This is a genomic window from Streptomyces sp. NPDC097640 (assembly GCF_040302705.1).
Taxonomy (GTDB): Bacteria; Actinomycetota; Actinomycetes; order Streptomycetales; family Streptomycetaceae; genus Streptomyces.
In genome coordinates, this window is sequence record NZ_JBEOSB010000009.1 from 1 (window position 1) to 22,387 (window position 22,387).

A 22,387-nucleotide genomic window follows, 5' to 3' on the forward strand; every position below is an offset into this window, starting at 1 on the left:
GGCACCCCCGCGACCGCGCGCGGGCATACCCCCGAGTGACCGCTGGGTCCTTGCTGAGAGCCGTCGGACCGGGCGTCCGAGTGGTACCGCGGTACCACTCGGACGCCGAAGATTCCCCTCCGGTGCCAGAGTCCCGACCTGCTGCGCTCCTAGCTTCGAAGGCAGACACCCCGCCGCATCCGCGGCCGGGTTCGAGGCAGGTTCGAGGCAGGAAAGGCCCACTCCCATGATCGAAGCTCGTGAGCTGACGAAGCGCTATGGCGACAAGACGGTCGTCGACAACTTGAGCTTCACCGTCAAGCCCGGCGAGGTGACCGGCTTCCTCGGCCCCAACGGCGCAGGCAAGTCCACGACGATGCGCATGATCGTCGGCCTGGATGCCCCCACCAAGGGCTCGGTCACCGTGGGTGGCCGCTCCTACGCCAAGCACGCCGCCCCGCTGCACGAGATCGGCACCCTGCTGGAGGCCAAGTCCGTCCACCCCGGGCGCAGCGCGTTCAACCACCTGATGGCGCTCGCCCACACCCACGGCATTCCGCGCCGCCGGGTGGAGGAGGTCATCGAGCTGGCCGGACTCACGAGCGTGGCCGGCAAACGCGTGGGCGCCTTCTCGCTCGGCATGGGCCAGCGGCTCGGCATCGCCTCGGCCCTTCTCGGCGACCCGACCATCGTCATGCTCGACGAACCGGTCAACGGCCTCGACCCCGAGGGCGTGCTGTGGGTGCGCAACCTCCTGCGCGGGCTGGCCGACGAGGGCCGGGCTGTGATGCTCTCCTCGCACCTGATGAGTGAGACAGCGCTGATCGCCGACCACCTGGTGATCATCGGACGCGGCCGGCTGCTCGCCGATACCACGGTCGACGACTTCACCCGGGAGGCCAGCGGCGGAGGCGTGAAGGTCTGCACCGCCGAGGCCGCGAGGCTGCGCTCGCTGCTGGCCGGCCCGGACGTCGCGATCAGCTCCTCCTCCGCCGAGGAACTGCTGGTCACCGGACGCGACGCCCGTGAGATCGGGGCGATCGCCGCGCAGCACGGGGTGCCGCTGTACGAGCTCACCCCGCAGGCCGTCTCCTTGGAGGCGGCGTTCATGGACCTTACCCGCGACGTCGTCGAGTACCAGAGTGCTCCGGCCGACACCGAACGAAAGGCCGCCTGATGCCTGCCACCGCACTCCACCGCAGCCGGCGCCGGCCCCCGGGCAAGGGCCGGAATCACTCCGCGGCTCTTTCCGCGGCACCCGATCCCAAGACGCCCGCCACCCCCGGGACGCCCGCCACCCCCAGGGCGACCTACAAGGTGACCGGTATCCGGGTGCTGCGCTCGGAGCGGGTCAAATTCTGGTCGCTGCGCTCCAGCTGGATCACCCTGGGCGTCGCCGTGTTCCTGCTGATCCTTTTCGGGGCGATCGCCAGCTACACCTACAGCCCCGACGCCGTGGCGACCGGCGGGCCGCCCGGCCCGGGGAGCACCAGCGGCGACAGCGACGCGGTCAGTCTGGCTCTGACGGGTGTGTCCTTCGCGCAGCTGGCCATCGGTGTGCTCGGGGTGCTGCTGTCCGCGGGCGAGTACAGCACCGGCATGATCCGCTCCACCCTCGCCGCGGTTCCGCGGCGGCTGCCCGTGCTGTGGTCCAAGGCCGCCGTGATAGGACCCATAGCCCTGGTCCTGACCACCCTCGGCGCGCTGGCGGCCTTCCAGCTGGGCACCCCCGGCCTGGACGGCGAGAAGATCGCGCTCTCCCTGGGCGACGACGGCGTGCTGCGCGCCCTGGCCGGCGCCGGCGTCTACCTCGGCCTGGTGGCCGTGTTCGGCGTGGCCCTGGGCGTGCTGATCCGCTCGTCCGCCGGGGCCATCGCGGCCTTGGTCGGCGTCCTGCTCATCCTGCCCGGCCTGGCCTCGCTGCTGCCCGACTCCTGGTACGACACGCTCAGCCCCTACTTCCCCAGCAACGCCGGGTCGGCCGTCTACGCCCTGCACCAGTCCTCGGACGCCCTCTCGCCCGGGGCGGGGCTCGCGGTCTTCGCCGGCTGGGTGGCGCTGACACTCGCCGGGGCTGCCTTCCGGCTTGCCCGGACCGACGCCTGACCAGGGCCGGAGGACAATGGTGTTCATGAGCGCGGAACGTCCGGCAGCCGCCACGGACACCCCCCGGAGGGCGGCGCTACCGCCGCCCTCCGGGTTCGACGCCGCCTGGGCACACCCCGTCCTGGGGCGTATGTGGCGCGGCCGGCAGGACCGACAGCGGCTGGACCGCCGCCACCCGTGGCTGCTCGACACCGCGGTGGTGCTGTTCGTCGTGGGCGTCACCCTTCCCGACCTGCTGTGGGGCAGCGGTATCTCGCCCTTCGGGGACACGGACTCCCGCGGCCAACTGCCGTCCGGTGTGCCGTTCGCCTTCGCCGCCGCGCTCATCCTTCCGCTGTGGTGGCGTCGCCGGGCCCCGGCCGTCACGTTCTTCGTGATCGCGCTGGTGTCCCTGGCCCAGTGGGCGGTGGGCATCTGGCTGCCGGCCGGCATCAGCGCCCTGATCGCCCTGTACACGCTGGCCCGGCACGGTTCACTGCGCCTGCTGGGCTGGGCCGGCGCGCTGGCCGCCGCCAATGTGGTCCTGGCCGTCTGGGTCCTGGTGCCCGCCAAACATCCGCTGCTGGGCGTCTTCTTCCTGCTGGGCACGGTGACGGCGGCCGTCGCCGTCGGCCTGACGCTCCGGATCCGTCAGATGTATCTGGCGGCGCTGGAGGACCGTGCCAGACGCCTGGAGATCGAGCAGGAGCAACGCGTCAAACTCACCGCCGCCGCCGAGCGCTCCCGGGTCGCCCGCGAGATGCACGACATCGTCGGCCACAACCTCTCGGTCATGGTCAGCGTCGCCGACGGCGCCGCGACCCTCGCCGCCAACAGGAACGAGCAGTCCACCGAGGCCCTGCGCATCCTCGGCGACACCGGCCGCCAGGCCATGGCCGAACTGCGCCGCGTCCTCGGCGTCCTGCGCGAGTACCAGGAAGACGAACGGATGCTCAGCCCGCAGCCCGGCATTCGGGATCTGGACTCTTTGCTGGCGCGGGTCCGCGCGGCGGGAGTGCCGGTGACGTACCGGACCGTGGGCGATCTTGACGCACTGGGCGACGGCGTGCAGCTCACCGTGTACCGCATCGTCCAGGAGTCGCTGACCAACACCCTCAAGCATGCCGGGACCGACGCGTCCGCCGAGGTCACCCTCGCCGCCGAGGCGGGCGAGGTACGGATCCGGGTCGCCGACACCGGCGCACCGCCGGGGACACTCCTGCGAGTGAAGTCGGCAGCACAGCACAACGACCCCGGCCACGGCCTCGTCGGCATTCGCCAGCGGGCCGCCATGTACGGCGGCACCGTCATCATCGGACCGCGCGACACCGGCCACGGCTGGCTCGTGGACGTCGTGCTCGACGTACCACCAGGAGACCGACTGCCATGACCACCGTCCTCATCGCCGACGACCAGCCCCTCCAGCGCATGGGCGTCCGCATGCTCCTTGCGGGCACGCTGGGCTTGGAGCCGGTGGGCGAGGCCGAGCACGGCGCCGAGGCTGTCCGCAAGGCCGCGCAACTGAGCCCCGACGTCGTCCTCATGGACATCCGCATGCCCGGCATGGACGGCATCGAGGCCACCCGCCGCATCATCGCCGCCGGCGGCCGTACCCGTGTGCTCATCGTGACCACCTTCGACCTGGACGAGTACGTGTACGAAGGACTGCGCGCAGGAGCCAGCGGCTTCCTGCTCAAGGACGCCCGCCCCGAGGAACTCGTGGCAGGCATTCACGCGGTTGCGACCGGCGACGCCGTCGTGGCACCCCGTCTGACCCGGCGCCTGCTGGACGCCTACGCCCACCAGGTCCTCGCACCAGCCGACGCCCCCGCACCGGAGGATCCCCGGCTGCGCACTCTCAGCGACCGCGAGCGCGAGGTCCTGGTCGCGGTCGGCCAGGGCTGGACGAACACGGAGATCGCCGAACGGCTCGTCCTCAGCGAGTCCACGGTGAAGAAGCACGTCAGTCGCGTCCTCACCAAGATCGGGGCGCGCGACCGCATCCAGGCCGTGATCACGGCGTACGACGCCGGGCTGGTCAGGGCCAAGTCGTAGCCCCTGGAGCGCCCAGCCGATACCGGCCTCCATGAAGGCGTCCGGACCGGTACGGTCGGGCCGGCCGCCTGACCCGCGAGAGCTGCTCCTGTCTGCACCTGGCTGCGGCCACCGTGCCGGGTCCCCGGGCCCGGTGGACATCGACGGCCCGCGGCCAGCTGCAATGACTCCGGGCTGCCTTGGTTCCCGGCGGTCAGCCCGTGCCGGCCGTCGTGCGCGGGCCGCAGTCGGGGCAGGCCGAGTTGTCGGCAGGATGGGCCTTGGGCGATGGGGGCGGTGCTGCGGTTGTAGATGCACCCCTGCCATCCGTATCGCCGGGGCGATTGTCTTCAGCGGGATGACAGTTCGGTCCGACGAACGTCCTGGTCCGCCCATGCAGCACATGTTTTATGTGCACCGCGGGACAGCACTTTACTGATCTGTCAGTATAGTCGTGTGGAGATGAAGACCGATGCTGGTGAGAGGCTGCTCGCGGCGGCTTCCGAGCTGTTCTACGCCCAGGGCATCGGGGCGGTGGGAGTCGATGCGGTGGTGGCGCGGTCGGGTGTGTCCAAGCCGACGCTGTACGCCCAGTTCGGTTCCAAGGACGGGCTCATCGCCGCCGTGCTGGACCGGCGGCGCTGGACGAGACAGCAGGCCCTGACCGAGTTCCTGGACGGGCTGTCGTCGGGGCCGGAGGAAAAGCTGCTGGCGGTCTTCGACTGGCTCGCGCGGGGACATGCCAAGCCCGGGTTCCGTGGCTGCCCGTTCACCAACGCCGCGGTGGAACTCCCCGACGCCGACCATCCCGCGCGAGCGGTGATCCTGGCCTACAAGACCTCGCTGCGCACCACCCTGGCCGAACTGGCGGCCGATGCCGGACTGGCCGACCCCGAGGAACTGGGATCGGACCTGCTGCTGCTGATCGACGGCGCGAACGCACGCGTGGTCCACAGCGGTGACCGCACCGCCATGCGCCGCGCCGGGTCCGCCGCGGCCCGGCTCGTAGCCGCCGCCCGCACGCCGTCCGCCCGCACAGCGTCCGCCTGCACGCCGTCCGGCCGCGACGCTTCCGCCCCCGACATCCGTACGCCGGAGAACGACCACGAGGACCCGGAGGACTGAAATGCAGGCGAGTCTCCAGCCGAACCTGACCGCGAGAACGCGATACGAGGTTCCTCTCGACCGCACGGTGCCGCACCTGCTCCCCGAAGCACCGCACTTCACGCAGATGCCCGAGGTCCTGGCCACGGGGTACCTCGTCGGACTGGTCGAGTGGGCCTGTATGCGGGCCCTGGACGGGCACCTCGACGAGGGGGAACGCACCCTCGGCGTGCATGTCGACCTCAGCCACGAGGCCCCCACCCCGCCCGGCCAGAATCTGATCATCGACGTCGAGCTGATCAAGGTGGAAGGGCGAATCCTGACCTTCGACGTCACGGCCCGCGACGAAGCGGCCGTCGTGTGCCGGGGCACCCATCAGCGCGCGGTGATCAGCCTCGAACGGTTCGAGACGAAGCTGTCCGCCCGCGCAGCCGGCGCGGAGAAGCCGGCATGAGCGAGCGTACTGACCAGCGCTCGGTCTTCCCGCTGATCGAGGACGACGGCTACCCGCCGCCCGGGTTCACGGCCGACCGATACGGCGACCACGTCACTGACGACCTCGGCCCCCGTGGCCGAGCGGTGGACCCGGACGGGCTCGACGCCACATCGCTGGACCGGCGGCGCTGGACCAGGCAGACGGCCCTGACCGAGTTCCTGGACGGGCTGTCGTCGGGGCCGGAGGAGAAGCTGCTGGCGGTTTTCGACTGGCTCGCGCTGGGACATGCCAAGCCCGGGTTCCGGGGCTGCCCGTTCACCAACGCCGCTGTGGAGATCACCGACCCGAACCATCCCGTGCGGGCGGTGATCCTGGCCTACAAGAACTGGCTGCGCATGACCCTTTCCGGGCTGGCGGCCGAGGCCGGCCTGCCTGATCCGGAGGAGCTGGGGTCGGACCTGCTGCTCCTGATCGACGGGGCCAACGCCCGCGTCCTGATCAGCGGTGACCACGACGCCATGCGGAGCAAGGTGATCCGGTTCTGTCATCAGATGGAGAACGCGGCCACCGGTGAAGTGTCGGCCATTACGGTCCTTACCGGCGTTCACATCGACACTGTCGAGCGACGCTCCTGCAATCTCCCCGAGGAATACGTTGCCCGTGCCCGAGACCTCATAGTGGGTTTTGATCCCGGTATCTGATGACGCCGCCCCCGTGTTGATGTCGAACTCCTGGAGCAACTCCTCGGCAAGCCCGGGTCGCTGCAAGAGGGAAGGACACGGCCCTACCGACGCGTCCGTCCCCGGCACGGGCAACCCGGCCGTGCCGGGATCCTCGGTGGCCTCGGGTGTGACAGAACTCGGTCAGGGGATCAGTACGATCTTCCCCTTCACGCGGCCGGTCTCGCTGAGTTCGTGCGCCTTGGCCACCTCTGGGAGCGGAAGGGTCTGTTGGATGGCGACCCGCAATTGTCCGCGGAGGGCGAGCGCGATGAGGTCCGCCAGGTCTTTCGCGGTCGGAGTGACGGTGACGTCAGCGAAGCGGATGCCCCGTTGCTGAGCCTTCGCGCGTACTTCCGGGCGACCCGGATTGGGCTGGCGCAGGTCCATGTATGCGCCGCCGGGGGGCAGGAGGGCCAGCGAACGAGGGCCGTAGTCGTCGCCCAGCGGGTCCAGGACCACGTCGACGCCGTCCCGGATCACGCGGGTGAAGTCCTCCGACGTGTAGTCGATCACTTCGTCCGCGCCCAGCCGGCGCAGGAAGGCGTGCTTCGCCAGGCGTGCGGTGCCGATCACATGTGCTCCGTGTGCCTTGGCGATCTGCACCGCGAGATGCCCGACGCCACCGGCTGCCGCGTGGATCAGGACCCGCTGCCCAGGAGCGACCTGAGCCGTCGCCAGGGCCTGCCAGGCCGTCAGTCCCGCTGTGGCCAGTCCTCCTGCCTGGACCAGGTCGACCCCGGTCGGAACGTGGGCCAGCATGTCGGCCCGCGCAAGGGCGTACTGTGCCTGCGCACCACCTGGCGGGTAAACCATCCCGTACACCCTGTCGCCCGGGGCGAAGCCGGTTACTTCACTGCCCGTCGCCGCCACCTCGCCCGCGAGGTCCATGCCGGGCGTGAACGGCGGCTGGAGGAACCGGTGGTCGGCGAGCCCGGCGCGGATCTTCCAGTCGGCGGGGTTGACGCCGGCCGCACGGACGCGGACCAGGACATCCCCGGGACCGGCTACGGGGCGCTCGACCTCGGCGACCTGGAGGACTTCGGGACCGCCGTAGCCGATCTGGCGGACGGCATACATGGAGTGAGCGGTGCTGGTGGGCATGAGTGTGTTCCTGGGGCCTTGGGTTTCGGCAGCGCCGGGCCGGCCCGGCGCTCGGGGGATCCGCTGTGGGGCGGCGGCCGTGCGGTGTCGGCGCAGGAGAAGCCGCTCGGCTACGGGATGCGCACGACCATCCGGCCGTCCAGCTCGCGACGGCCCAGGGCTGCCAGTAGCCGGGGGGCCTCCTCCCAGGAGGCCGCGCCGGTGACCTGGGGATCGAGGCGTCCCGACTCGGCAAGATGCGCCAGCAGCTTCAGCCGCCGTACGCCGCGGCCTGCCTCGCGCTGTCCGTCGGTGTTGTTGACGCTCACGAGCCTCGCCCCGCGGTGCATCGCGAACCAGAAGAAGGGCACGCTCGCGGTCTCCGGGGCGGTCTGCGCCAGCGACGCCACGACCCCGTTCTCGGCCACCAGCGACATCGCATGGCTGAGGACCTCGCCACCCACCAGATCCACGATCAGGTCGAACGGCCCGCCGGTCTCGTCGGTGGTCACGGTGGTCAGCCAGTCGAAGGCCCGCAGCCGGTCACGCCGCTCGGGCGCGCCGATCAGTCCGGTGACGTGCGCGCCCGCCAAGTGGGCCAGTTGCACGGCGAGCCGGCCGACACGGCCCGTCGCGCCGGTGACCAGTACCCGGGACCCGAGCAGAAAGCCTCCGGCTTCGAGCCCCGCGAGCGCGGCGAGTCCACTGTTGGGCAGTGCGGCCGCCATCTCGTCCGAGAGGGTGTCGGGGATCGGCGCGACCAGGGAGCTGTCGAGCGCGGCGCGTTCGGCCCAGCCTCCCCCGCGCGTGGAGGTGTAGCCCATGACCCGTGTGCCCACTGGCGGCCCGGAGCCGTCGGCGGCCTCCTCGGCGACGACGCCGACGACGTCCAGCCCGACGACCCGGCCGGGCGGGGAGAACCGGATCGAGTGCAGGTCACCCCGGCCGACAGTCGACGCCGAGACCCGTATCAGGAGTTCGCTCCCTGTGCGGTCGGGCTCCGGCACCTGTGTGAACTCCACCGAGCCGTCCTTCGTCGTGGTCAACGCGCGCACGTCGGGTCTTCCTCTCATCCGTGCGGGAATGCCCGCGTCGATGCCCGGGCAGGCACCGACAGCGGAACTGGGCTAGGGTGCCCACTTAAGGACCGTAACACGCAAGTGGGCACCCCTGTCCATTTTCTTTCGAGATGGTGGCATGACCGATCAGGACGAAACGCGACGAACCCTGCGCTCCGACGCGGAACGCAACCGAGACCGCATCGCCGGCGCCGCCCGCGCCGCCTTCCGCGAGCTCGGAGCCGACGCGCCGATGAAGGAGGTCGCGAAGCGCGCGGGCGTGGGCACCGCCACGCTCTACCGCCGCTTCCCGACCCGCGAGGACCTCCTGGCCCACGTCTTCGCCGACCGGCTCACCGGATGCGAGGACTCAGTACACACCGCACTGACCAACCCCGATCCCTGGCAGGGCCTGGTCGACCACATCAACCACCTCGCGCACCTCCAGCTGGAGGACCGGGCCTTCACCGCGGTGTTCCTGTACGACTTCCCGCCGGACAGCGCGGTCAGTCACTCGCGCGCCGAGGCCGGAAAAGCACTGCACCAACTGCTCGAGGCGGCGAAGACAGCTGGCGCCCTCCGCCAGGACGCTGACGCGAACGACATCATGCTGCTGCTCAAGGCGAACGACGGCGTACTGCGCTGGTCCCGCGACCCCGCCCAGGAAAGCCGGCGACTCATCGAGCGGTTCCTCCACTCGCTCCACGCCTGACCAGCCGGCCAGTGGGTGCCGGAAGCGGTGTCACCCTAGGTGACCTGCTTGTATTCGTGGATGAGGCCACCGAGCCGATCATGCCGGGAGACTGTTGTGCTGTCGCCGGCTGACCGCGGTCCAGGGGCGATCGGCGGTGTTGGCCGTAGTGCTGGGCGTACTCGTTGACGACGAGGTGGAGGTGGCGGACCACCCCCACGCCCGCGGGGCGGGTCCCGGCGTGGCCGCCCGGTCAGCCGTCGAGCGCTGCGGAAGGTGCGTCCCCGTTCTGGGCCTGTCGGGCCCGCTCGGCGAGCATCGTGGCCAGGTCCCGGACTCCGTCCTCGTCGATGCCGCCCTTGCCCGCGGAACCCGCCACGGTCCACAGCAGCGCCGTGCCGACCCGGGTCTGGGTCACGGCGCCGGGCTCGCCGCGGAAGCCGGAGGAACCGAATCGAGCGTCGCGCTCGTCACCGATCGGGCCGATCCCGAACGTCTTGGCCCTCTGTCCCGCCCTCTTGCCGTAGTAGCCGTCCCAGAGCACGTCGTATGCCTCCCGGGCGGCCTGTTCGCTGTCGTAGGCGATGATCAGAAAGGTGACGGTGGCGGCGTTGTCGTCGTGCCGCAAGGTCGAGGCGCCGTAGAAGCGGGAGTTCTCGCAGCCCGCGTTGCCCTTGATGGGGCAGGCCTGCGAACGGTAGAGCTTGTCCATCTCAACGGCCGTGGGCCGAGTGGACTCCTTCCAACCCGTCATGGCCTCGCCATCCGGCAACGTCTCCCGTACTTGTTCCTTCGTGAGCGCCACCGCCTTGTCGTTCCCGCTGTCGCTCTCCGCGCCACCGCCACAGCCGGCCAGCAGCAGTGCCGCCGCGATCGCCGCGCACCACCGGTAGTTCCTCATGGTCATGCCACCACCCCTCGAGCGGTGATCTTACGCGGACCGTCTTCGCACAGAAGGCGCCGCCCACGAACCGAGGCCGTCAGCCGCCGTCGCGTTGTTCCCCGCGGATCCGCAGTCGGCGAGGAGGGCGTCGGGCCGGTGTCCGGGTCGGCCGACGACGCCGGCCACCGCCCGGACCTTGTCCAGCTGGGGCAGGAGTTGGGTGACGTAGTTGCTCGACGGTGTTTCAGCAGATCGCCGCCCTGGCGCAAGACATGGGCGCCGCATTGGCCGAGCCGCACGGCCGTAACGTCAGGCTCACCCCGGCGGGCCGTCGACCGGCGCAACGTGCGGTGGACATCCTGTCCCCCTGCGCGCCTTCGCCGTTGCCCGCCGGGCCGGGACAGCCGGCCTCCACCCGGTGCTGTGGGGACTCGGCGGGGATTACCGGTCTCGGCTCGGCAGCGTCGCCGCCGAAGCGGCGACGCTGAGAGAGTGCAGTGAGCCCGTTGCGTGGGTCAGCTGGGCTCGTAGTGACGGAAATTGACGCTGAGCCTGTTGGGTGCGACGTCGAGGACGTGCATGGCCGAGCCATCAGGGCGGGAAAGGAAGACGAGGCCCTCGGTTTCGGTGTCTTCGGAGAGGCCGGAGTCGAGTACGTCGCTGACGGATCCGGAATCGGGGTCGATGCGGAAGACCGATTTCGTGGGGCCGTTGGACGAGGCGTAGAGCTGTCCTTGGTAGATCTTGGCTCCCTGGACCTTGGGCACAGGCTGGCTGAGAGGGATCTGCTTGACCAGGTGGCCGTCGGTGAGGCTGTAGGCATTCAGTGCCGTGGCGTTGTACTCGGACGAGTAGAAGTAGCCGCGGGCGGGATCTACGGCGACCCAGGGGACACCGTCGCGCTGGACGGATTGGGGAAGATCGTAGGATATGCCGGTGTATTCGAGCGTGGCGGCGTCGAAAACGGCCACGTGGCCGTGTTGGTAGGCGGAGCCGTCCTCGATCGGTACATAGAGCCGGCTCTGGTAGTAGTCGATATCGCCGATGTGGTTGTCCCCTTGGGCCAGGAATTCGGCGGGAATCGCGAGCGTCTTGCTGGTCAGCGTCGACTCGCCGTCGAGGGTGACCTTGCTCAGGCCGAACTGCCAGGAGAAATACCAGTACTGGCCGTCGGTGGCGACTCCCTGAGATCTTTGCAGCGCGGTGAGCAAATGGAAGCTCTGGTTGGTGGTCTGCCGCCACTCCGCGGCGCTCGCTGTCGTTGTCGTGGTACCGAGAATGAGTGACGTTGTGGCCGCGACCACGGCCAGGGAAAGCCTTCTCATGGAAAATTCCGTTCTGGCGTCGAGGGAACGAGCCATGCGTCGGGTTCGATAGCCTCGCTAGTGGTGCGCGCCGACGCGGTGGTTGTTCCTAGGGGTTTCGAAGGGGAACGGGTGTCGCCGTACAGGGCGCGCCCCCGCACACGTCGATCACTCGCCCCGTCGTGAGGAACGCGCCCTTCTGCGCCCGCGCCGCCACGGAGTTGCGCGGGTCGGAGTGCGGGTCGTGGCCGTGGCCGGTGGGCGGGGTGTTGGTGGTGGGTGGCGACGGGGCGCCGCTGTCCCAGACCGTCATCGCCGAGCCACGATGGGGGAGTTGGCGGATCGGCCGGATGCCCCAGTACGGGGTGCGGTCGGGGCTGCGTCCGGCCGCGAGGGCCGGGGTGACGAGCCGGGCGCCGAGGGTGCGGGCCTCCACGTCCGCTGCCACGTTCGCGACCTGGTGGTCGCCGTACGCGATGTGCATCAGGACCTGATGGCGTGGCGTGCCGGGGAGACGGTCGCGGGTGAGGTGCGCGGCGTATCCATTGGTCTCGCCGTGGTCCCAGAGGAGCTGCGCGAGCCCCAGGTACAACTGCTGGTCGAGTTTGTCGGGGTAGGACCGGTCGAGCACCGCCCGGAAGGGGGCGAAGTCCACGCTGCGGTTGAGCAGCAGCCCGTAGTTCATGCCGGTGACGCCGAGCACACCCCGCTCGATGTCGGGCGAGACCGCGATGAGGGCGCCGCCGAGGATCCCGCCCTGGCTGTTGCCGTCGTACGCGAGTCCGTGCGTGGTGTCGAGCAGCGGCCGTCCGTCGGCGGTGCGCAGGGCCGGATCGGCGGGGAGCCCATCCGGATGGACGAGGGCCCGTCCCACGAACACAGCGTTGAGCAGGCCTTGTTGGAGCCGTTCGGAGAGTTCCGGGAAGCGGCCGAGGTCGCCGAGCGCGGCGGCTGCGATCGGCACGTCCTCCCTGGCCATTCCGGCCCAGTCCGTGGCGCAGAAGGTGAAGCCGTGTTCTTCCGCCATCGCCCTGACGTTGCCGCCGCCGACTTCGTCGCGCCCGCCGAAGAGCCCGTGCCCGTACAGGGCAGGCATCGCCGGCTTCGTCAGGGCGGACCGGGGGATCTCACAGCGAAACGCCGCCTTCTGGGTGTTGCCCGGCAGTTGTCGCGGCGCTCCGTCGGAGCCCCGGTGGAAGCGGGAGCCGGGTGGCCCCCCGGGCGTGTCCAGGTAGCTGGGAACGGTCACCTCGCCGCGTACCTCACGGGTGATGTACGGATCCTGCTGCTCGGTGAAGTCCGTGACCCCGGTGATGGCGTACGGGGGTGCGGAGCCGCCGAGTCCGCGCAGGGCGTCGTCACGGATGGTGAGGAGGTCGTCGGTGAGGCTCTGCCGCGAGGCCACCGTGAAGTCCCAGGCGAGTCCGAGCCCTCCGAGCCTTCCGAGCCCTCCCGACCCTTCGCGGGCCACGCCCGCTCGTGCCAGTGCCCTGAGCGCGGGCCGGAGTGCCCGCTGCCGGGCCGCCAGGGGGTCGGTGGCGGGCAGCCGCGGACCCGCCACTTTCGCGAAGGCCTCCGGTACGGGCAGCGGGGCGCCGTTCGCGTCGCGCAACATCCGCAGCCCGACGGCGTAGCGATGTCCTTCGACGAGGTTCTTCGCCGGATGGATGAGGAGGGCCCGCCGGTCCGGGCGCGTGGCGTTCACGTCCGGTTCGGCCCAGTAGGGTGCGCGCTTCCCGGTGTCCATGTCGACGAGGACGATCGGGGCGTCCGGTGCGAGGGAAAGTCCGATGTCGGTGACCGGAGCGATGCCGGTCGCGTCCGGGTCGAGGTCCGGGACCTGGACGGTGAGGGTGGAGCCCGGCGAGAACCCGTCGAGCCGGTTCCAAGGCGCCGGATCGGGCCGCGTGCCCTGGGAGTCCGCGGGCAGCGCGGTCCGGTCGAGGGCGAGCCTGCGGCCGGTCGGGGAGCGTGGGTCGGGCCGGGTGAACCAGTCGTTGGGGAAGGGGAGGAGGCAGGCGGACGTGCCGAGAGGGTCACACCCCTTCGCCCTGCCATGTCCGTTGTCGCCGGGCGGGGCGGGCTGGTTGCTGCCTTGCTGAACAGGCCTGGTGCTGCCGGAATCGTCGCCGTACGAGACCGGGGCGCCCGCAAGACTCAGCCCGAGCGCCCCAGCCAGCGCCCCGACCAGCGTCCCCGCGAGCCCGGCCGACCGGAACCTCCCGCCGCGTGGCGCTCGCACCGTGCTCAGCCCTTCTGGAGCTGATCGTCGATGATCCGGGCGTAGTTCTCCTCGCCCTGCCGGTTGGGGTGCAGTGGCGCCGCGAGGTGGACGGGGACAAACCCTTCGATCCAGCGGTCGCCGGGCGCCGCGCAGGAGTCGTGGCCCTTGCTCGGGGTGCGCAGGTCGACGTACTCGGCACCGTGCGCGGCTGCGGCCTGGGCGATGGCGCCGTTCATGCGGTCGACACTGGCCTGCAAGTAGTCGGCGTCGACGCCGAGCACGGGCTGGAGCGGGAAGCAGCCGCCGGGCTTGATGTAGTCGCCGTAGCCGACGGCGACGACACGGGCCCTGGGGGAGCGGGCGTGGATGCCGTCGAGCACCGCGGCGATTCTCGGCTTGAACTCCTCGATGCGCTGGGCGATTTGGTCCACACCACCCTGTGTGTACCTGTCTTTGCACGGGGTGGCGCCCGGGTCGAGTGTCATGCAGTTCTGGGCGACGCCGACGAGCCCGGTGTCGTTGCCGCCGAAGGTCAGGGTGACCAGGGTCGTGTCCGGGCTCAGCGCGTCGAACTGGGGCGGCTCGGTTCCCGTGGGCAGGCCGAGGATGCTGCCCGACTGGGGCTCGGTGGTGTGCTTGGTGCTGGCTCCGCTGCACGTCACATCCTTGAAGGAGGCGACGCTGAGGCGAGCGGCGAGCTCGTGGGGGTAGTTGTGCGTGGAGCGCCCGCAGGCCAGGGGGCCGGTGATGTCGGGGACGAGGGGGCCGGAGGCGAAGGAGTCACCGAGCGCCACGTAGGCCTCTCCCGAGGCGGGGGCCGCCGGCCCGGGCTCGGCCGACGCGGCGCCGGTCCCCGCGCCCACCAGCACTCCCGCCAGCGCGATCGCTCGGAGTGAACGCTTGACGGGACGGCGAGTCCCCGGTAACCGAGTTGAGTTCACGGATAGCTCCTCTCATGGCCCTGAAGCCCTGTGGCCCTGTTCTTGCATCGCGGGACATCATGCAGACTTGGCCAACGTTCGTTAACTGGCGAGTACGGCAGACTTCGCGGAGGCCCTTTGTGACGGGCGACAAAACCGGGACCACACACGACCTCCGCATCGGCGGCCGCCCCCTCGCCCCCTTGCTGCGCGCCCGCGCCCCGCGCCTCTCCCAGCGGGTCCTGGAGCGGCTGCTCAGCGAACTCCCCACCTACACCGAACTCCCGCGCGAGGCGGTCGCGGGCGACGTCGCGGACATCGTGCAACACAGCGTCCGGCTCTTCGCCGACGTCCTGGAGCGGCGGCGGCCCGCCGCCGACGCCGCGCTCGACCGGCAGCGGGAGTCGGCCGCACAGCGAGCCGAGGAGGGGGTGCCGCTGGACGCGATCATCACCGCGTACCACCTTGGCGTCGCCATGATCGCTGAGGAGCTGACCGCCGGCGCCCGGCCCGGCGACGTGGCCGACATCCTTGAGTTGCAGCGTCATCTGCTGTGCACACAGCGACAGTTGACCTCGGCCGTCAGCGCCGCCTACCTGGAGACGCGGCAGCTCATCGACAGCCAGGAGGACGGCGGGCGGCACGCCCTGATGGCCGCGCTCCTCGCGGGCGAACCCGTCGGGGACCACTCAGGACGGCGCGGCGCCCTGCGCCCCGCCGACTGGTACGTGACGCTCGTCCTGTTCCTCGCCCCACACCCGGACGAGACGGACCACGGCCGTGCCCCGGGTGCGGCGATCGCCGCGCGCCGCAAGATCCGCAGGGTCCGGGTCGTGCTCGACCGTTATGCCGGACAGCCGGTGATGACCGACCTCGACGCGACGGGCGGCACCGCCCTGGTCCCCGTCCCGGCACCACCGCCCTGGGACGAGCTGCGCGGACTCGTCGCCGCCTGTGCGAAGGCGGCGGGCGCGCCCATCACCGCGGCGGCCGCCACGGCCGACCCCGCCGACCCGGCCACCGTCCCCTCGGCGGTTTCCCAGAACACCGACATCGTGGAACTCGTGCTCCGCACAGGGCGACCTCCCGGTCTCTACCGCCTCGCCAACGTCCTCCTCGAATACCAGCTGAGCCGCCCCGGCGAGGCCCGCGACAGACTCGCCCTGCTCCTGGCCCCGCTCGACCACAAGCCGGTGCTCCTGACCACCCTGGAGACCTATCTCCGCGAGAACCTGGACCGCACTGCCGCCGCCACGTCACTGCATGTGCACCCGAACACCGTGGCCTACCGGATCCGCCGTATCACCGAACTCACCGGGCTCTCCCCGCACCGCCCGACAGACCTGCACCACCTCAACGCGGCGCTCCTGGCGCGACGTTGCGGCCCCTAGCCGCTCCAGCCGGACATCTGCGTATCTCCTGGTCACCGGCCTGACGGTGGGGAAACGGCGCAACTCGGGGTCAGGTCTGCGGCTGCTCGACATCCGCGCGGATCGCGCGCATGATCGGAGCGACGCCCGGTCCGCGAGCGGCTGCTGACCGGCCTGCGGCGGCTCCCCAAGGCCCGGGCCCGGGCCGGCAGCGCGGGCTGAGCCGCCCTGGCCACCGGTGAGGCATACGTCCGCCCCGAACACCGCCAAAAAGGAACGAAGCCGCGCCGCCAACCGGAATACGCTCCCGCGAGTGACCACACATCCGACGAACGAAGTTTCCATCCAGCAGTGGAACACGATGCCCCGCGAGGCGATGGAGGCGATGGAGCCTGACGGCGACTTCGCCAAACGCCATCTGATCAACCCGGTGCTGCTGCGCATGCTCGGTGACGTGCGGGGCCGGTGCGTCCTGGACGCCGGATGCGGCCAGGGCTACTTCAGCCGCATGCTGGCCACTCGCGGCGCCCACGTCACCGGCGTCGAGCCCACCGACGCGATGTTCGCCTACAACCAGGAGAAGGAGCTTGCCCTCCAGCAGGGCATCCACTACATCCAGGCCGACCTGACCCGGATACCAGACCTGGGCAGCGGGTACGACGCCGTCGTCTGCAGCATGGTGCTACCCGCCATCCCCGACTGGAAGCCCGCCATGCGAGCCTGCGTGCAGGCCCTGCGACCTGGCGGGCTGTTCCTTTTCTCCGTCAACCACCCCGCCTTCGAGCAACTGCTGGCCACCTGGCGCAAACACGGGGAGTACCGCCTGAGGCGGTACCTGGAGGAGTACGAGATCCCCCTCACCCACGCAACCGACTTCCACCGGCCGATCTCGGCCTACCTCAACGAACTGGCCGCGCTCGGATGCCGACTACGCGAGATCGCCGAGCCGGGCCTCGAACCCGGCATCGCGCGGGAGACAGCGGACAGCGAACCTGGCATCGAGAGCTACGTCCACCTCCCCAACTTCTTGATCGTCGCAGCCGAGCTCCCGTGAGGGCGGAGGTCGAACGACCTTCGCCCTGTCAGTGGTGTGTTGCATGATCGGCGCATCGGTTCTTTCACGGAGACGGGGGAGCGTCATGTCGATCACAAACGAGCGGGCAGCAGGGCATGCGTTTCTGCGGCAGCTCTACTCGGATAGCTACTTTCCCGATCACGTCGTCGACAAGGGCAGGGCGATCCTGCTGCGGCTGTGCGAGCGGATCGAGGCTGAGCGGCCTGCGGATCTGGCAGCGCTGTATGTGCTCACTCAGGCCGCGACGGAGGAGTTCAACCTGCTGGAGGCGGAGTTCGAGGCAGCCGGAAGTGAGATCGAGACGGTCGCGCGGGAGGAGATTGCCGAGGACTTCTGGTTTGTCGCATCGGCCTATGGGTTCACCGACGCGGACGTAGAGGAGATGATCGCCACCCGGGATTGGTGAGCAACGACCGGGAAGCTGCCACAGGTCAGCGCCTTTCGCTGAGGGCTGCGATCAGCACGGTCGCTTCGTAGCGGACGGCGAGCTTGTCATACCTCGTTGCCACGGCGCGGTACCGCGTGACGCTCGCGGTAGTCGCTCTCCTGCGGCAGCAACGGCTCCAGCCGGGCCCACTGGCCGTACGTCAGATCACCGCGCCCCACGGGACGTGATCACCCACGAGCAAGACGATCTGCGTCGAGCGCATCGAGCACTGCGTCGCCGTTCGTCCTCGCCCACTCGGTCAGCATGTGGATCGGATCGATCAGCGTCGCCCCGAGCGGGGTGAGCTCGTACTCGACGCGGGGCGGCGCCTCGGCGTAGGTGTGGCGGCGGACGAGTCCGTGGGCCTCGAGCCGTCGGAGCGTCTGGGTGAGCATCTTGCGGGAGATGCCGCCGATCAGCTCGATCAGCTCGCCATGGCGCACCGGGCCCTTGCTGAGGCCGTAGAGCACGACCACCGTCCACTTGTCGGCGATCAGCTCGACCGCCAGACGCGCCGGACAGTCGGCGAGAAAGGGATCACCGGGACCGAAACCGCGCATGGCGCCAAAGGTACCTGCGCCCAAGGTACCTGATGGTTCCTATCGGAAACCTAGCCTGGGTTTTCTCCCCCTCCCAAGCCAGGAGAGCCATGCGAGTCATCACCCAGCAGACACTCGGCGGCCCCGAGGTGCTCACCATCGTGGACGCGCCCGAGCCCCGGCCCCTCCCGGCCGAGGTTCTCGTCCGCGTCAGGGCGATCGGGCTGAACCCGCTGGAGGCGCGCCTGCGCGCCGGCGAGTTCCCGCTGATCGGCCGGCCGCCGTTCATCCTCGGCTGGGACATCAGCGGCGTGGTCGAGGAGGCGCCGCAGACGTGGCGGTTCAGGCCCGGCGACGAGGTGTTCGGGATGCCACTGTTCCCGCGGGCGGCGAGCGCGTACGCCGAGGTCGTGTCGGCGCCGGCGTTGCACCTGGCACGCAAGCCGGCGTCGCTCTCGCACGTCGAGGCGTCGGCGCTGCCGATCGCCGGGCTGACGGCGTGGCAGGGCCTCGTCGACCTCGGCGGCGTGACCGAGGGCGACCGCGTCCTGGTCCACGGCGGTGGTGGCGGCGTCGGCCACGTCGCGATCCAGATCGCGAAGGCGCTCGGCGCGCACGTGATCGCGACCGCCGGCGGGAGCAAGCGGAAGTTCGTCGAGGGGTTCGGTGCCGACGAGGTGATCGACTACACGGCGGTCGACTTCACTGGGGCGGTCCGCGACATCGACGTCGTGCTCGACACGATCGGCGGCGACACCGTCGAGCGGTCGCTCGAAGTACTCCGCCCAGGCGGTCACCTGGTGACGGCGGTCGCCGAGGAGGATTCGGAGCTCGCCGCCAAGTACGAGGCGGCCGGCATGCGCTTCAGCGGCATCGCGGTCGACCCCGATCCGGTCGCCCTGCGAGGTCTCGCCGAACTCGTCGAACAGGGCAGGCTCCGGGTCCACGTGCAGGAGACGTTCCCGTTCGAGCGCGTCGCCGACGCGCACCGGCTGCTCGACGGCGGTCACCTCCAGGGCAAGCTCGTCCTCACCGTCTGATCCCGTCGTGGGGCCTCGCGCCAGGCGCTGGATGAGAAAGGGCGCCGGCCCCACGCACTCTCGGATGCCGTTCCCGCCGGTAGCGTCGGTCAGGGCTGCGGCTCACGGTTGGCGTTTTGCGGACACCTCAACACTGCTGGCACGCCCGGCTGCCAAGCGATGTCACAAATCGAGTCGCCTGCTCGTCCTTCTGGAGAACGGCATCCCGTTCCGGAATGCCCAGCAGTAACATTCTCTACAGAAGCGGATAATTCGTGTACGCCACCTACGTCACGGTCACCATCCTCGGCGCGGTCTTCAACGGCGCCGCCGCCGTCACCTACTTGATCGGTCACGAATACCCCAAGACCCAGGCGGACATGAAGGGCATACCCAGGAAGTGGGTTCCGGTACTGGGCATGCTGCTGGCGGCGGGCACCGTGGGGCTGCTGGCCGGGCTCGCCGTTCCGCTCCTGGGAACCCTCGCTGCCACCGGCCTCGTGCTGTACTTCATCGGCGCGATCATCGCCCACCTGCGGGTAGGCTCCCGCAACATCGTGGGCGGGATCGTGTTCCTGTCCACCGCGGCAGCCATCCTGGCTCTGGGACTGGTCGACCACGGCCCCTGGTAACCCGCTGGGCCCAGCAGCTATGCCAAGCGCCCCCTGGCCGCCGGGTGCTATGCGGTGGCCGGCAGCACATGATCGCCGACCTTGTCCGTGCTCAGGCACAGTGAACAGACGGCCGCGTCGTGGGTGGCGCAGGCGGTCAGGTCGGGGCGTTCGTAGGGCTGGTGGCAGACGTGGCAGTCGAGGGTAAGTGCGCTCGGGTTGCCGTCGGTGTCCAGGAGAGGCTCGGCGATGCCGTCGTCGGTGCGGCGCAGGTAGTACCTGCCCTTGGTGACGAACGCCATCAGCGGGGTCAGGACGAAGGCGATCACCGCCGCGGCGACCGGGGAGTACGGCTGGAGGGTGTCGCCGAGGACGTGGAAGTACATGGCGATCGACAGTCCGGAGGCTGCGGCGAACGCCACGACGCCGACCGGGTTGACGGCGTACAGCATGCCGCGGCGGAACTCCGGCTGAAGCGGGGAGAGCTTCAGCAGGTACTTGTTGATTCCGATGTCGGTGGCGACGGTGACGACCCAGGCGATGGCGCAGTTCGAGTAGAAGCCCAGGATGTCGTTGAGGAAGCTGAACATGTCGGCTTCCATCAGGGCCAGCGCGAAGCCCAGGTTGACCAGGACGAATACCATGCGGCCCGGATAGTGCTTGGTGACGCGGGTGAAGGAGTTCGTCCACGCCAGCGAACCGGAGTACGCGTTCGTCACGTTGATCTTGATCTGGCTGATGACCACCAGGGCCACGGCCAGCGGGATGACCATCCAGGACGGCATCATCGCGTCGAACGCGCCACGGAACTGCTGGATCGGCTCGGTCGCGGCGGCCGGGCCGACCTTGGCGAGGATGTACACGGCGAGGAAGACGCCGATGGCCTGCTTCAGCGCGCCGAGCACCACCCAGCCGGGGCCGGCCATGATCACGGCCGTCCACCAACTGCGCTTGTTGGCCTCGGTCTTGGGCGGCATGAAACGCAGGTAGTCGATCTGCTCGCCGATCTGGGCGATGAGGGAGAGGCACACGCCCGCGCCGAGGAGTACGGAGGCGGTGTTGACGCTGCCGTCGCCTTCAGTGCCGGTGTAGGTGAGGAAGCGGTCGACCGTGCCGGGGTCGGTGGTGACCAGGTAGACCAGCGGGCCGACCATGAGCAGCAGCCAGATCGGGGTGGTCCACACCTGGAGCTTGCTGAGGGCTTTCATGCCGTAGATGACGAGGGGGATGACCATGAGCGTGGAGACGAGATAGCCCAGCCACAGCGGGAGCCCGAGGCCGAGCTTGAGGCCCTGAGCCATGATCGAGCCTTCGAGGGCGAAGAAGATGAAGGTGAAGCTGGCGAAGATGACACTGGTCAGCACCGAGCCGTAGTAGCCGAAGCCGGAGCCGCGCGTGATCAGGTCCAGGTCGATGTTGTAGCGGGCGCCGTAGTAGGCGAGCGGGAAGCCGGTGATGAAGATGACCACAGCGGCTACCGCGATTGCCACCAGCGCGTTGCCCGTGCCGTGCGCCAGCCCGATGCCGGCGCCGATGGAGAAGTCGGCCATGTAGGCGATGCCGCCGAGTGCGGTGGTGGCGACGACCATCGGGGTCCAGCGGCGGTAACTGCGGGGCGCGAAACGGAGGGTGTAGTCCTCCAGCGTCTCCTGGACCGCTTGGTCAGCGGCGGCCTTTGTCGCGCCAGTCGTTTTCAGCGGTGACTCGGTGGTGCTCATGTCGCGCCTCCCGGTGGTGCGGGGTGCCGGTGCTGCGATGCGGTGGAGAGCCCCGCGTGGCGTCATCGACAGGACGGGGGAGCCTCGACGGGCGTCATGAGTCGTTCCGGCGGCCCTGTATACGACTCTGATCCCTCGGCCGATCACGCTAGGACGCAGTTGTTACCGTCGGTTTCCTCTTGTCATGAACGCAATGTTTCCGGTGGCTCACGGCGCGGGCACCGCCGACCGCTGAAGGGGTCTTCCGCTCACGCCGGGGTCCTCGTTGGTAGGCCAAGCCGTCCTTCGACGCATCGTGCACCGGAAACTGCGTGCCTTCCGGGCACTGTCCTCGACGTCAACTAACCGTCTTCACGGTCAGGTTGGGCAGGGCACTCCCCGTTGAGCTGTCGTAGCAGGCCGAGCAGGGTTGCCCGGTCCGCGGACGGGAGGAGCGAGAAACTGGCGGCACGTACAAGGCGGCTGTCGAGCAGTACCTCATCAAGCCGCTGGGCCTGCGCGGCACCAGCGTCCCGGACACCTCCCCCGTCCTGCCCGACCCGCATGCCAGGCACTACTCCACGCTCATCGAGGAGGGACCGGACGCGAAGGTGCGCGATGTGACGGAGTTCAGCCCCACGGTGGCCTTCTCGGCCGGCCAGATCATCTCCACGGTCGACGATGTGAACTCGTTCATGACACGGCTCCTCAGAGGCGAGCTGCTGCCCGCCGCACAGCAGCGCCGACTGCTCACGGCCGTGTCCGTAGCGGGGGACAAGGGGCATGGCGGTGAGGACGACCTGTACGGCCTCGGCATACGCCGCTTCAAGCTCGACGGCGATGGCGACGGCGACGGCGATCGCGACGGCGACTGCTGGGCCTGGGGACACGGCGGCATGATCCCCGGCTCGGGAACCCGCACGGTCGTCTCCGGTGACGGGCGGCACGCGATGACGATGAACCGCAACGGTGACTGGGGCGAGCAGAAGCTGGAGGACGCCGCCGTCATCGCGGAGTTCTGCCGGTGAGCCGGAGCCCGGCGCCTGCCCTCGGCGCGATCCCAGGAATCCGCTGGACGGTAGCATTTCGCCTGCGGGCCGCACGGTGGACCCGGGGCCGCCAGGGGGAA

21 protein-coding genes and 1 pseudogene are annotated in these 22,387 nt (G+C 69.8%); 14 read left to right on the top strand and 8 right to left on the bottom strand.

The window, feature by feature from the left end; translation table 11 throughout:
- The first annotated feature begins 226 nt into the window (after positions 1–226).
- From ABTY62_RS15665 to ABTY62_RS15695, 7 genes are all read left to right on the top strand, one after another.
- The gene (locus ABTY62_RS15665) at positions 227–1,156 is read left to right on the top strand and encodes an ABC transporter ATP-binding protein (RefSeq protein WP_352129946.1); all 930 of its coding nucleotides are present in this window, start codon (positions 227–229) and stop codon (positions 1,154–1,156) included.
- Positions 1,156–2,085 carry an ABC transporter permease gene (locus ABTY62_RS15670; protein ID WP_352129947.1) on the top strand — a complete coding sequence of 310 codons (930 nt, stop codon included), beginning with the start codon at positions 1,156–1,158 and terminating at the stop codon, positions 2,083–2,085. The genes ABTY62_RS15665 and ABTY62_RS15670 overlap by 1 nt, the downstream gene beginning before the upstream one ends.
- A 25-nt stretch (positions 2,086–2,110) precedes the next feature.
- Positions 2,111–3,454, top strand: a complete 1,344-nt coding sequence (locus ABTY62_RS15675) for a sensor histidine kinase (protein ID WP_352129948.1) — start codon at positions 2,111–2,113, stop codon at positions 3,452–3,454.
- A complete protein-coding gene (locus tag ABTY62_RS15680; RefSeq protein WP_352129949.1) occupies positions 3,451–4,119 on the top strand; it encodes a response regulator in 669 nt (222 codons plus the stop codon). The genes ABTY62_RS15675 and ABTY62_RS15680 overlap by 4 nt, the downstream gene beginning before the upstream one ends.
- A 441-nt stretch (positions 4,120–4,560) precedes the next feature.
- Positions 4,561–5,223, top strand: a complete 663-nt coding sequence (locus ABTY62_RS15685; protein ID WP_352129950.1) for a TetR/AcrR family transcriptional regulator — start codon at positions 4,561–4,563, stop codon at positions 5,221–5,223.
- A gap of 1 nt (position 5,224) precedes the next feature.
- Complete coding sequence (locus tag ABTY62_RS15690; protein ID WP_352129951.1) at positions 5,225–5,656, top strand: thioesterase family protein; 432 nt, start codon at positions 5,225–5,227, stop codon at positions 5,654–5,656.
- Positions 5,653–6,339, top strand: coding sequence for a TetR family transcriptional regulator C-terminal domain-containing protein (locus tag ABTY62_RS15695; protein ID WP_352129952.1), 687 nt, complete (start codon positions 5,653–5,655; stop codon positions 6,337–6,339). Before ABTY62_RS15690 ends, ABTY62_RS15695 begins: the two co-directional genes overlap by 4 nt.
- Positions 6,340–6,501: 162 nt before the next feature.
- On the opposite strand, the gene ABTY62_RS15700 is transcribed toward ABTY62_RS15695, so the two are convergent.
- Positions 6,502–7,461, bottom strand: coding sequence for an NADP-dependent oxidoreductase (locus ABTY62_RS15700; protein ID WP_352129953.1), 960 nt, complete (start codon positions 7,459–7,461; stop codon positions 6,502–6,504).
- Positions 7,462–7,571: 110 nt separating this feature from the next.
- Positions 7,572–8,495: a zinc-binding dehydrogenase gene (locus tag ABTY62_RS15705; protein WP_352129954.1), complete on the bottom strand. Its 924-nt coding sequence runs from the start codon at positions 8,493–8,495 to the stop codon at positions 7,572–7,574.
- Between the two features lie 142 nt (positions 8,496–8,637).
- Here ABTY62_RS15705 and ABTY62_RS15710 point away from each other — a divergent pair, with 142 nt between their 5' ends.
- Complete coding sequence (locus ABTY62_RS15710; RefSeq protein ID WP_352129955.1) at positions 8,638–9,210, top strand: TetR/AcrR family transcriptional regulator; 573 nt, start codon at positions 8,638–8,640, stop codon at positions 9,208–9,210.
- A 232-nt stretch (positions 9,211–9,442) separates the two neighbouring features.
- Here the strand turns inward: ABTY62_RS15710 and ABTY62_RS15715 are convergent, their stop codons facing one another.
- The 4 genes from ABTY62_RS15715 to ABTY62_RS15730 form a co-directional block, all read right to left on the bottom strand.
- Positions 9,443–10,096 carry a hypothetical protein gene (locus tag ABTY62_RS15715; RefSeq protein ID WP_352129956.1) on the bottom strand — a complete coding sequence of 218 codons (654 nt, stop codon included), beginning with the start codon at positions 10,094–10,096 and terminating at the stop codon, positions 9,443–9,445.
- 491 nt (positions 10,097–10,587) lie between these two features.
- On the bottom strand, positions 10,588–11,433 hold the full coding sequence (locus ABTY62_RS15720; RefSeq protein WP_352129957.1) for a YncE family protein: 846 nt from the start codon (positions 11,431–11,433) through the stop codon (positions 10,588–10,590).
- Positions 11,434–11,485: 52 nt separating this feature from the next.
- Positions 11,486–13,618, bottom strand: coding sequence for a hypothetical protein (locus tag ABTY62_RS15725; protein WP_352129958.1), 2,133 nt, complete (start codon positions 13,616–13,618; stop codon positions 11,486–11,488).
- Between the two features lie 5 nt (positions 13,619–13,623).
- Positions 13,624–14,541 carry an SGNH/GDSL hydrolase family protein gene (locus ABTY62_RS15730; RefSeq protein WP_502997468.1) on the bottom strand — a complete coding sequence of 306 codons (918 nt, stop codon included), beginning with the start codon at positions 14,539–14,541 and terminating at the stop codon, positions 13,624–13,626.
- A gap of 119 nt (positions 14,542–14,660) precedes the next feature.
- Here ABTY62_RS15730 and ABTY62_RS15735 point away from each other — a divergent pair, with 119 nt between their 5' ends.
- The 3 genes from ABTY62_RS15735 to ABTY62_RS15745 all read left to right on the top strand — a co-directional run bounded on the left by ABTY62_RS15735 (position 14,661) and on the right by ABTY62_RS15745 (position 17,371).
- On the top strand, positions 14,661–15,911 hold the full coding sequence (locus ABTY62_RS15735) for an RsbRD N-terminal domain-containing protein (protein ID WP_352129960.1): 1,251 nt from the start codon (positions 14,661–14,663) through the stop codon (positions 15,909–15,911).
- A 292-nt stretch (positions 15,912–16,203) separates the two neighbouring features.
- The gene (locus tag ABTY62_RS15740) at positions 16,204–16,944 is read left to right on the top strand and encodes a class I SAM-dependent methyltransferase (RefSeq protein ID WP_352129961.1); all 741 of its coding nucleotides are present in this window, start codon (positions 16,204–16,206) and stop codon (positions 16,942–16,944) included.
- A gap of 85 nt (positions 16,945–17,029) precedes the next feature.
- Entirely contained in the window at positions 17,030–17,371 is a 342-nt protein-coding gene (locus ABTY62_RS15745) for a DUF5713 family protein (RefSeq protein WP_352129962.1), read from the top strand.
- A 209-nt stretch (positions 17,372–17,580) separates the two neighbouring features.
- Here the strand turns inward: ABTY62_RS15745 and ABTY62_RS15750 are convergent, their stop codons facing one another.
- Positions 17,581–17,952, bottom strand: a complete 372-nt coding sequence (locus tag ABTY62_RS15750) for a winged helix-turn-helix transcriptional regulator (protein WP_352129963.1) — start codon at positions 17,950–17,952, stop codon at positions 17,581–17,583.
- Between the two features lie 89 nt (positions 17,953–18,041).
- Between ABTY62_RS15750 and ABTY62_RS15755 the strand changes: the two genes are divergently transcribed.
- Positions 18,042–18,971, top strand: a complete 930-nt coding sequence (locus ABTY62_RS15755) for an NADP-dependent oxidoreductase (protein WP_352129964.1) — start codon at positions 18,042–18,044, stop codon at positions 18,969–18,971.
- A 254-nt stretch (positions 18,972–19,225) separates the two neighbouring features.
- Positions 19,226–19,582 (top strand): DoxX family protein, encoded by a 357-nt coding sequence (locus tag ABTY62_RS15760; protein WP_352129965.1) that lies wholly within the window; start codon positions 19,226–19,228, stop codon positions 19,580–19,582.
- A gap of 47 nt (positions 19,583–19,629) precedes the next feature.
- On the opposite strand, the gene ABTY62_RS15765 is transcribed toward ABTY62_RS15760, so the two are convergent.
- Positions 19,630–21,279 carry an allantoin permease gene (locus ABTY62_RS15765; protein WP_352129966.1) on the bottom strand — a complete coding sequence of 550 codons (1,650 nt, stop codon included), beginning with the start codon at positions 21,277–21,279 and terminating at the stop codon, positions 19,630–19,632.
- Positions 21,280–21,722: 443 nt separating this feature from the next.
- On the opposite strand from ABTY62_RS15765, the pseudogene ABTY62_RS15770 reads away from it, so the two are divergent.
- Positions 21,723–22,286, top strand: a pseudogene (locus tag ABTY62_RS15770) (serine hydrolase domain-containing protein); the annotation flags it as partial.
- Positions 22,287–22,387 lie beyond the last annotated feature (101 nt).

What these genes read in the sequence shown, in the direction of transcription:
- ABTY62_RS15720 (WP_352129957.1), bottom strand. Translation starts at nt 11,433, where the DNA reads ATGGCTCGTTCCCTCGACGCCAGAACGGAATTTTCCATGAGAAGGCTT.
- ABTY62_RS15715 (WP_352129956.1), bottom strand. Translation starts at nt 10,096, where the DNA reads ATGACCATGAGGAACTACCGGTGGTGCGCGGCGATCGCGGCGGCACTG.
- ABTY62_RS15755 (WP_352129964.1), top strand. Translation starts at nt 18,042, where the DNA reads ATGCGAGTCATCACCCAGCAGACACTCGGCGGCCCCGAGGTGCTCACC.
- ABTY62_RS15765 (WP_352129966.1), bottom strand. Translation starts at nt 21,279, where the DNA reads ATGAGCACCACCGAGTCACCGCTGAAAACGACTGGCGCGACAAAGGCC.
- ABTY62_RS15690 (WP_352129951.1), top strand. Translation starts at nt 5,225, where the DNA reads ATGCAGGCGAGTCTCCAGCCGAACCTGACCGCGAGAACGCGATACGAG.
- ABTY62_RS15700 (WP_352129953.1), bottom strand. Translation starts at nt 7,461, where the DNA reads ATGCCCACCAGCACCGCTCACTCCATGTATGCCGTCCGCCAGATCGGC.
- ABTY62_RS15695 (WP_352129952.1), top strand. Translation starts at nt 5,653, where the DNA reads ATGAGCGAGCGTACTGACCAGCGCTCGGTCTTCCCGCTGATCGAGGAC.
- ABTY62_RS15665 (WP_352129946.1), top strand. Translation starts at nt 227, where the DNA reads ATGATCGAAGCTCGTGAGCTGACGAAGCGCTATGGCGACAAGACGGTC.
- ABTY62_RS15680 (WP_352129949.1), top strand. Translation starts at nt 3,451, where the DNA reads ATGACCACCGTCCTCATCGCCGACGACCAGCCCCTCCAGCGCATGGGC.
- ABTY62_RS15675 (WP_352129948.1), top strand. Translation starts at nt 2,111, where the DNA reads ATGAGCGCGGAACGTCCGGCAGCCGCCACGGACACCCCCCGGAGGGCG.
- ABTY62_RS15670 (WP_352129947.1), top strand. Translation starts at nt 1,156, where the DNA reads ATGCCTGCCACCGCACTCCACCGCAGCCGGCGCCGGCCCCCGGGCAAG.
- ABTY62_RS15685 (WP_352129950.1), top strand. Translation starts at nt 4,561, where the DNA reads ATGAAGACCGATGCTGGTGAGAGGCTGCTCGCGGCGGCTTCCGAGCTG.
- ABTY62_RS15710 (WP_352129955.1), top strand. Translation starts at nt 8,638, where the DNA reads ATGACCGATCAGGACGAAACGCGACGAACCCTGCGCTCCGACGCGGAA.
- ABTY62_RS15750 (WP_352129963.1), bottom strand. Translation starts at nt 17,952, where the DNA reads ATGCGCGGTTTCGGTCCCGGTGATCCCTTTCTCGCCGACTGTCCGGCG.
- ABTY62_RS15745 (WP_352129962.1), top strand. Translation starts at nt 17,030, where the DNA reads ATGTCGATCACAAACGAGCGGGCAGCAGGGCATGCGTTTCTGCGGCAG.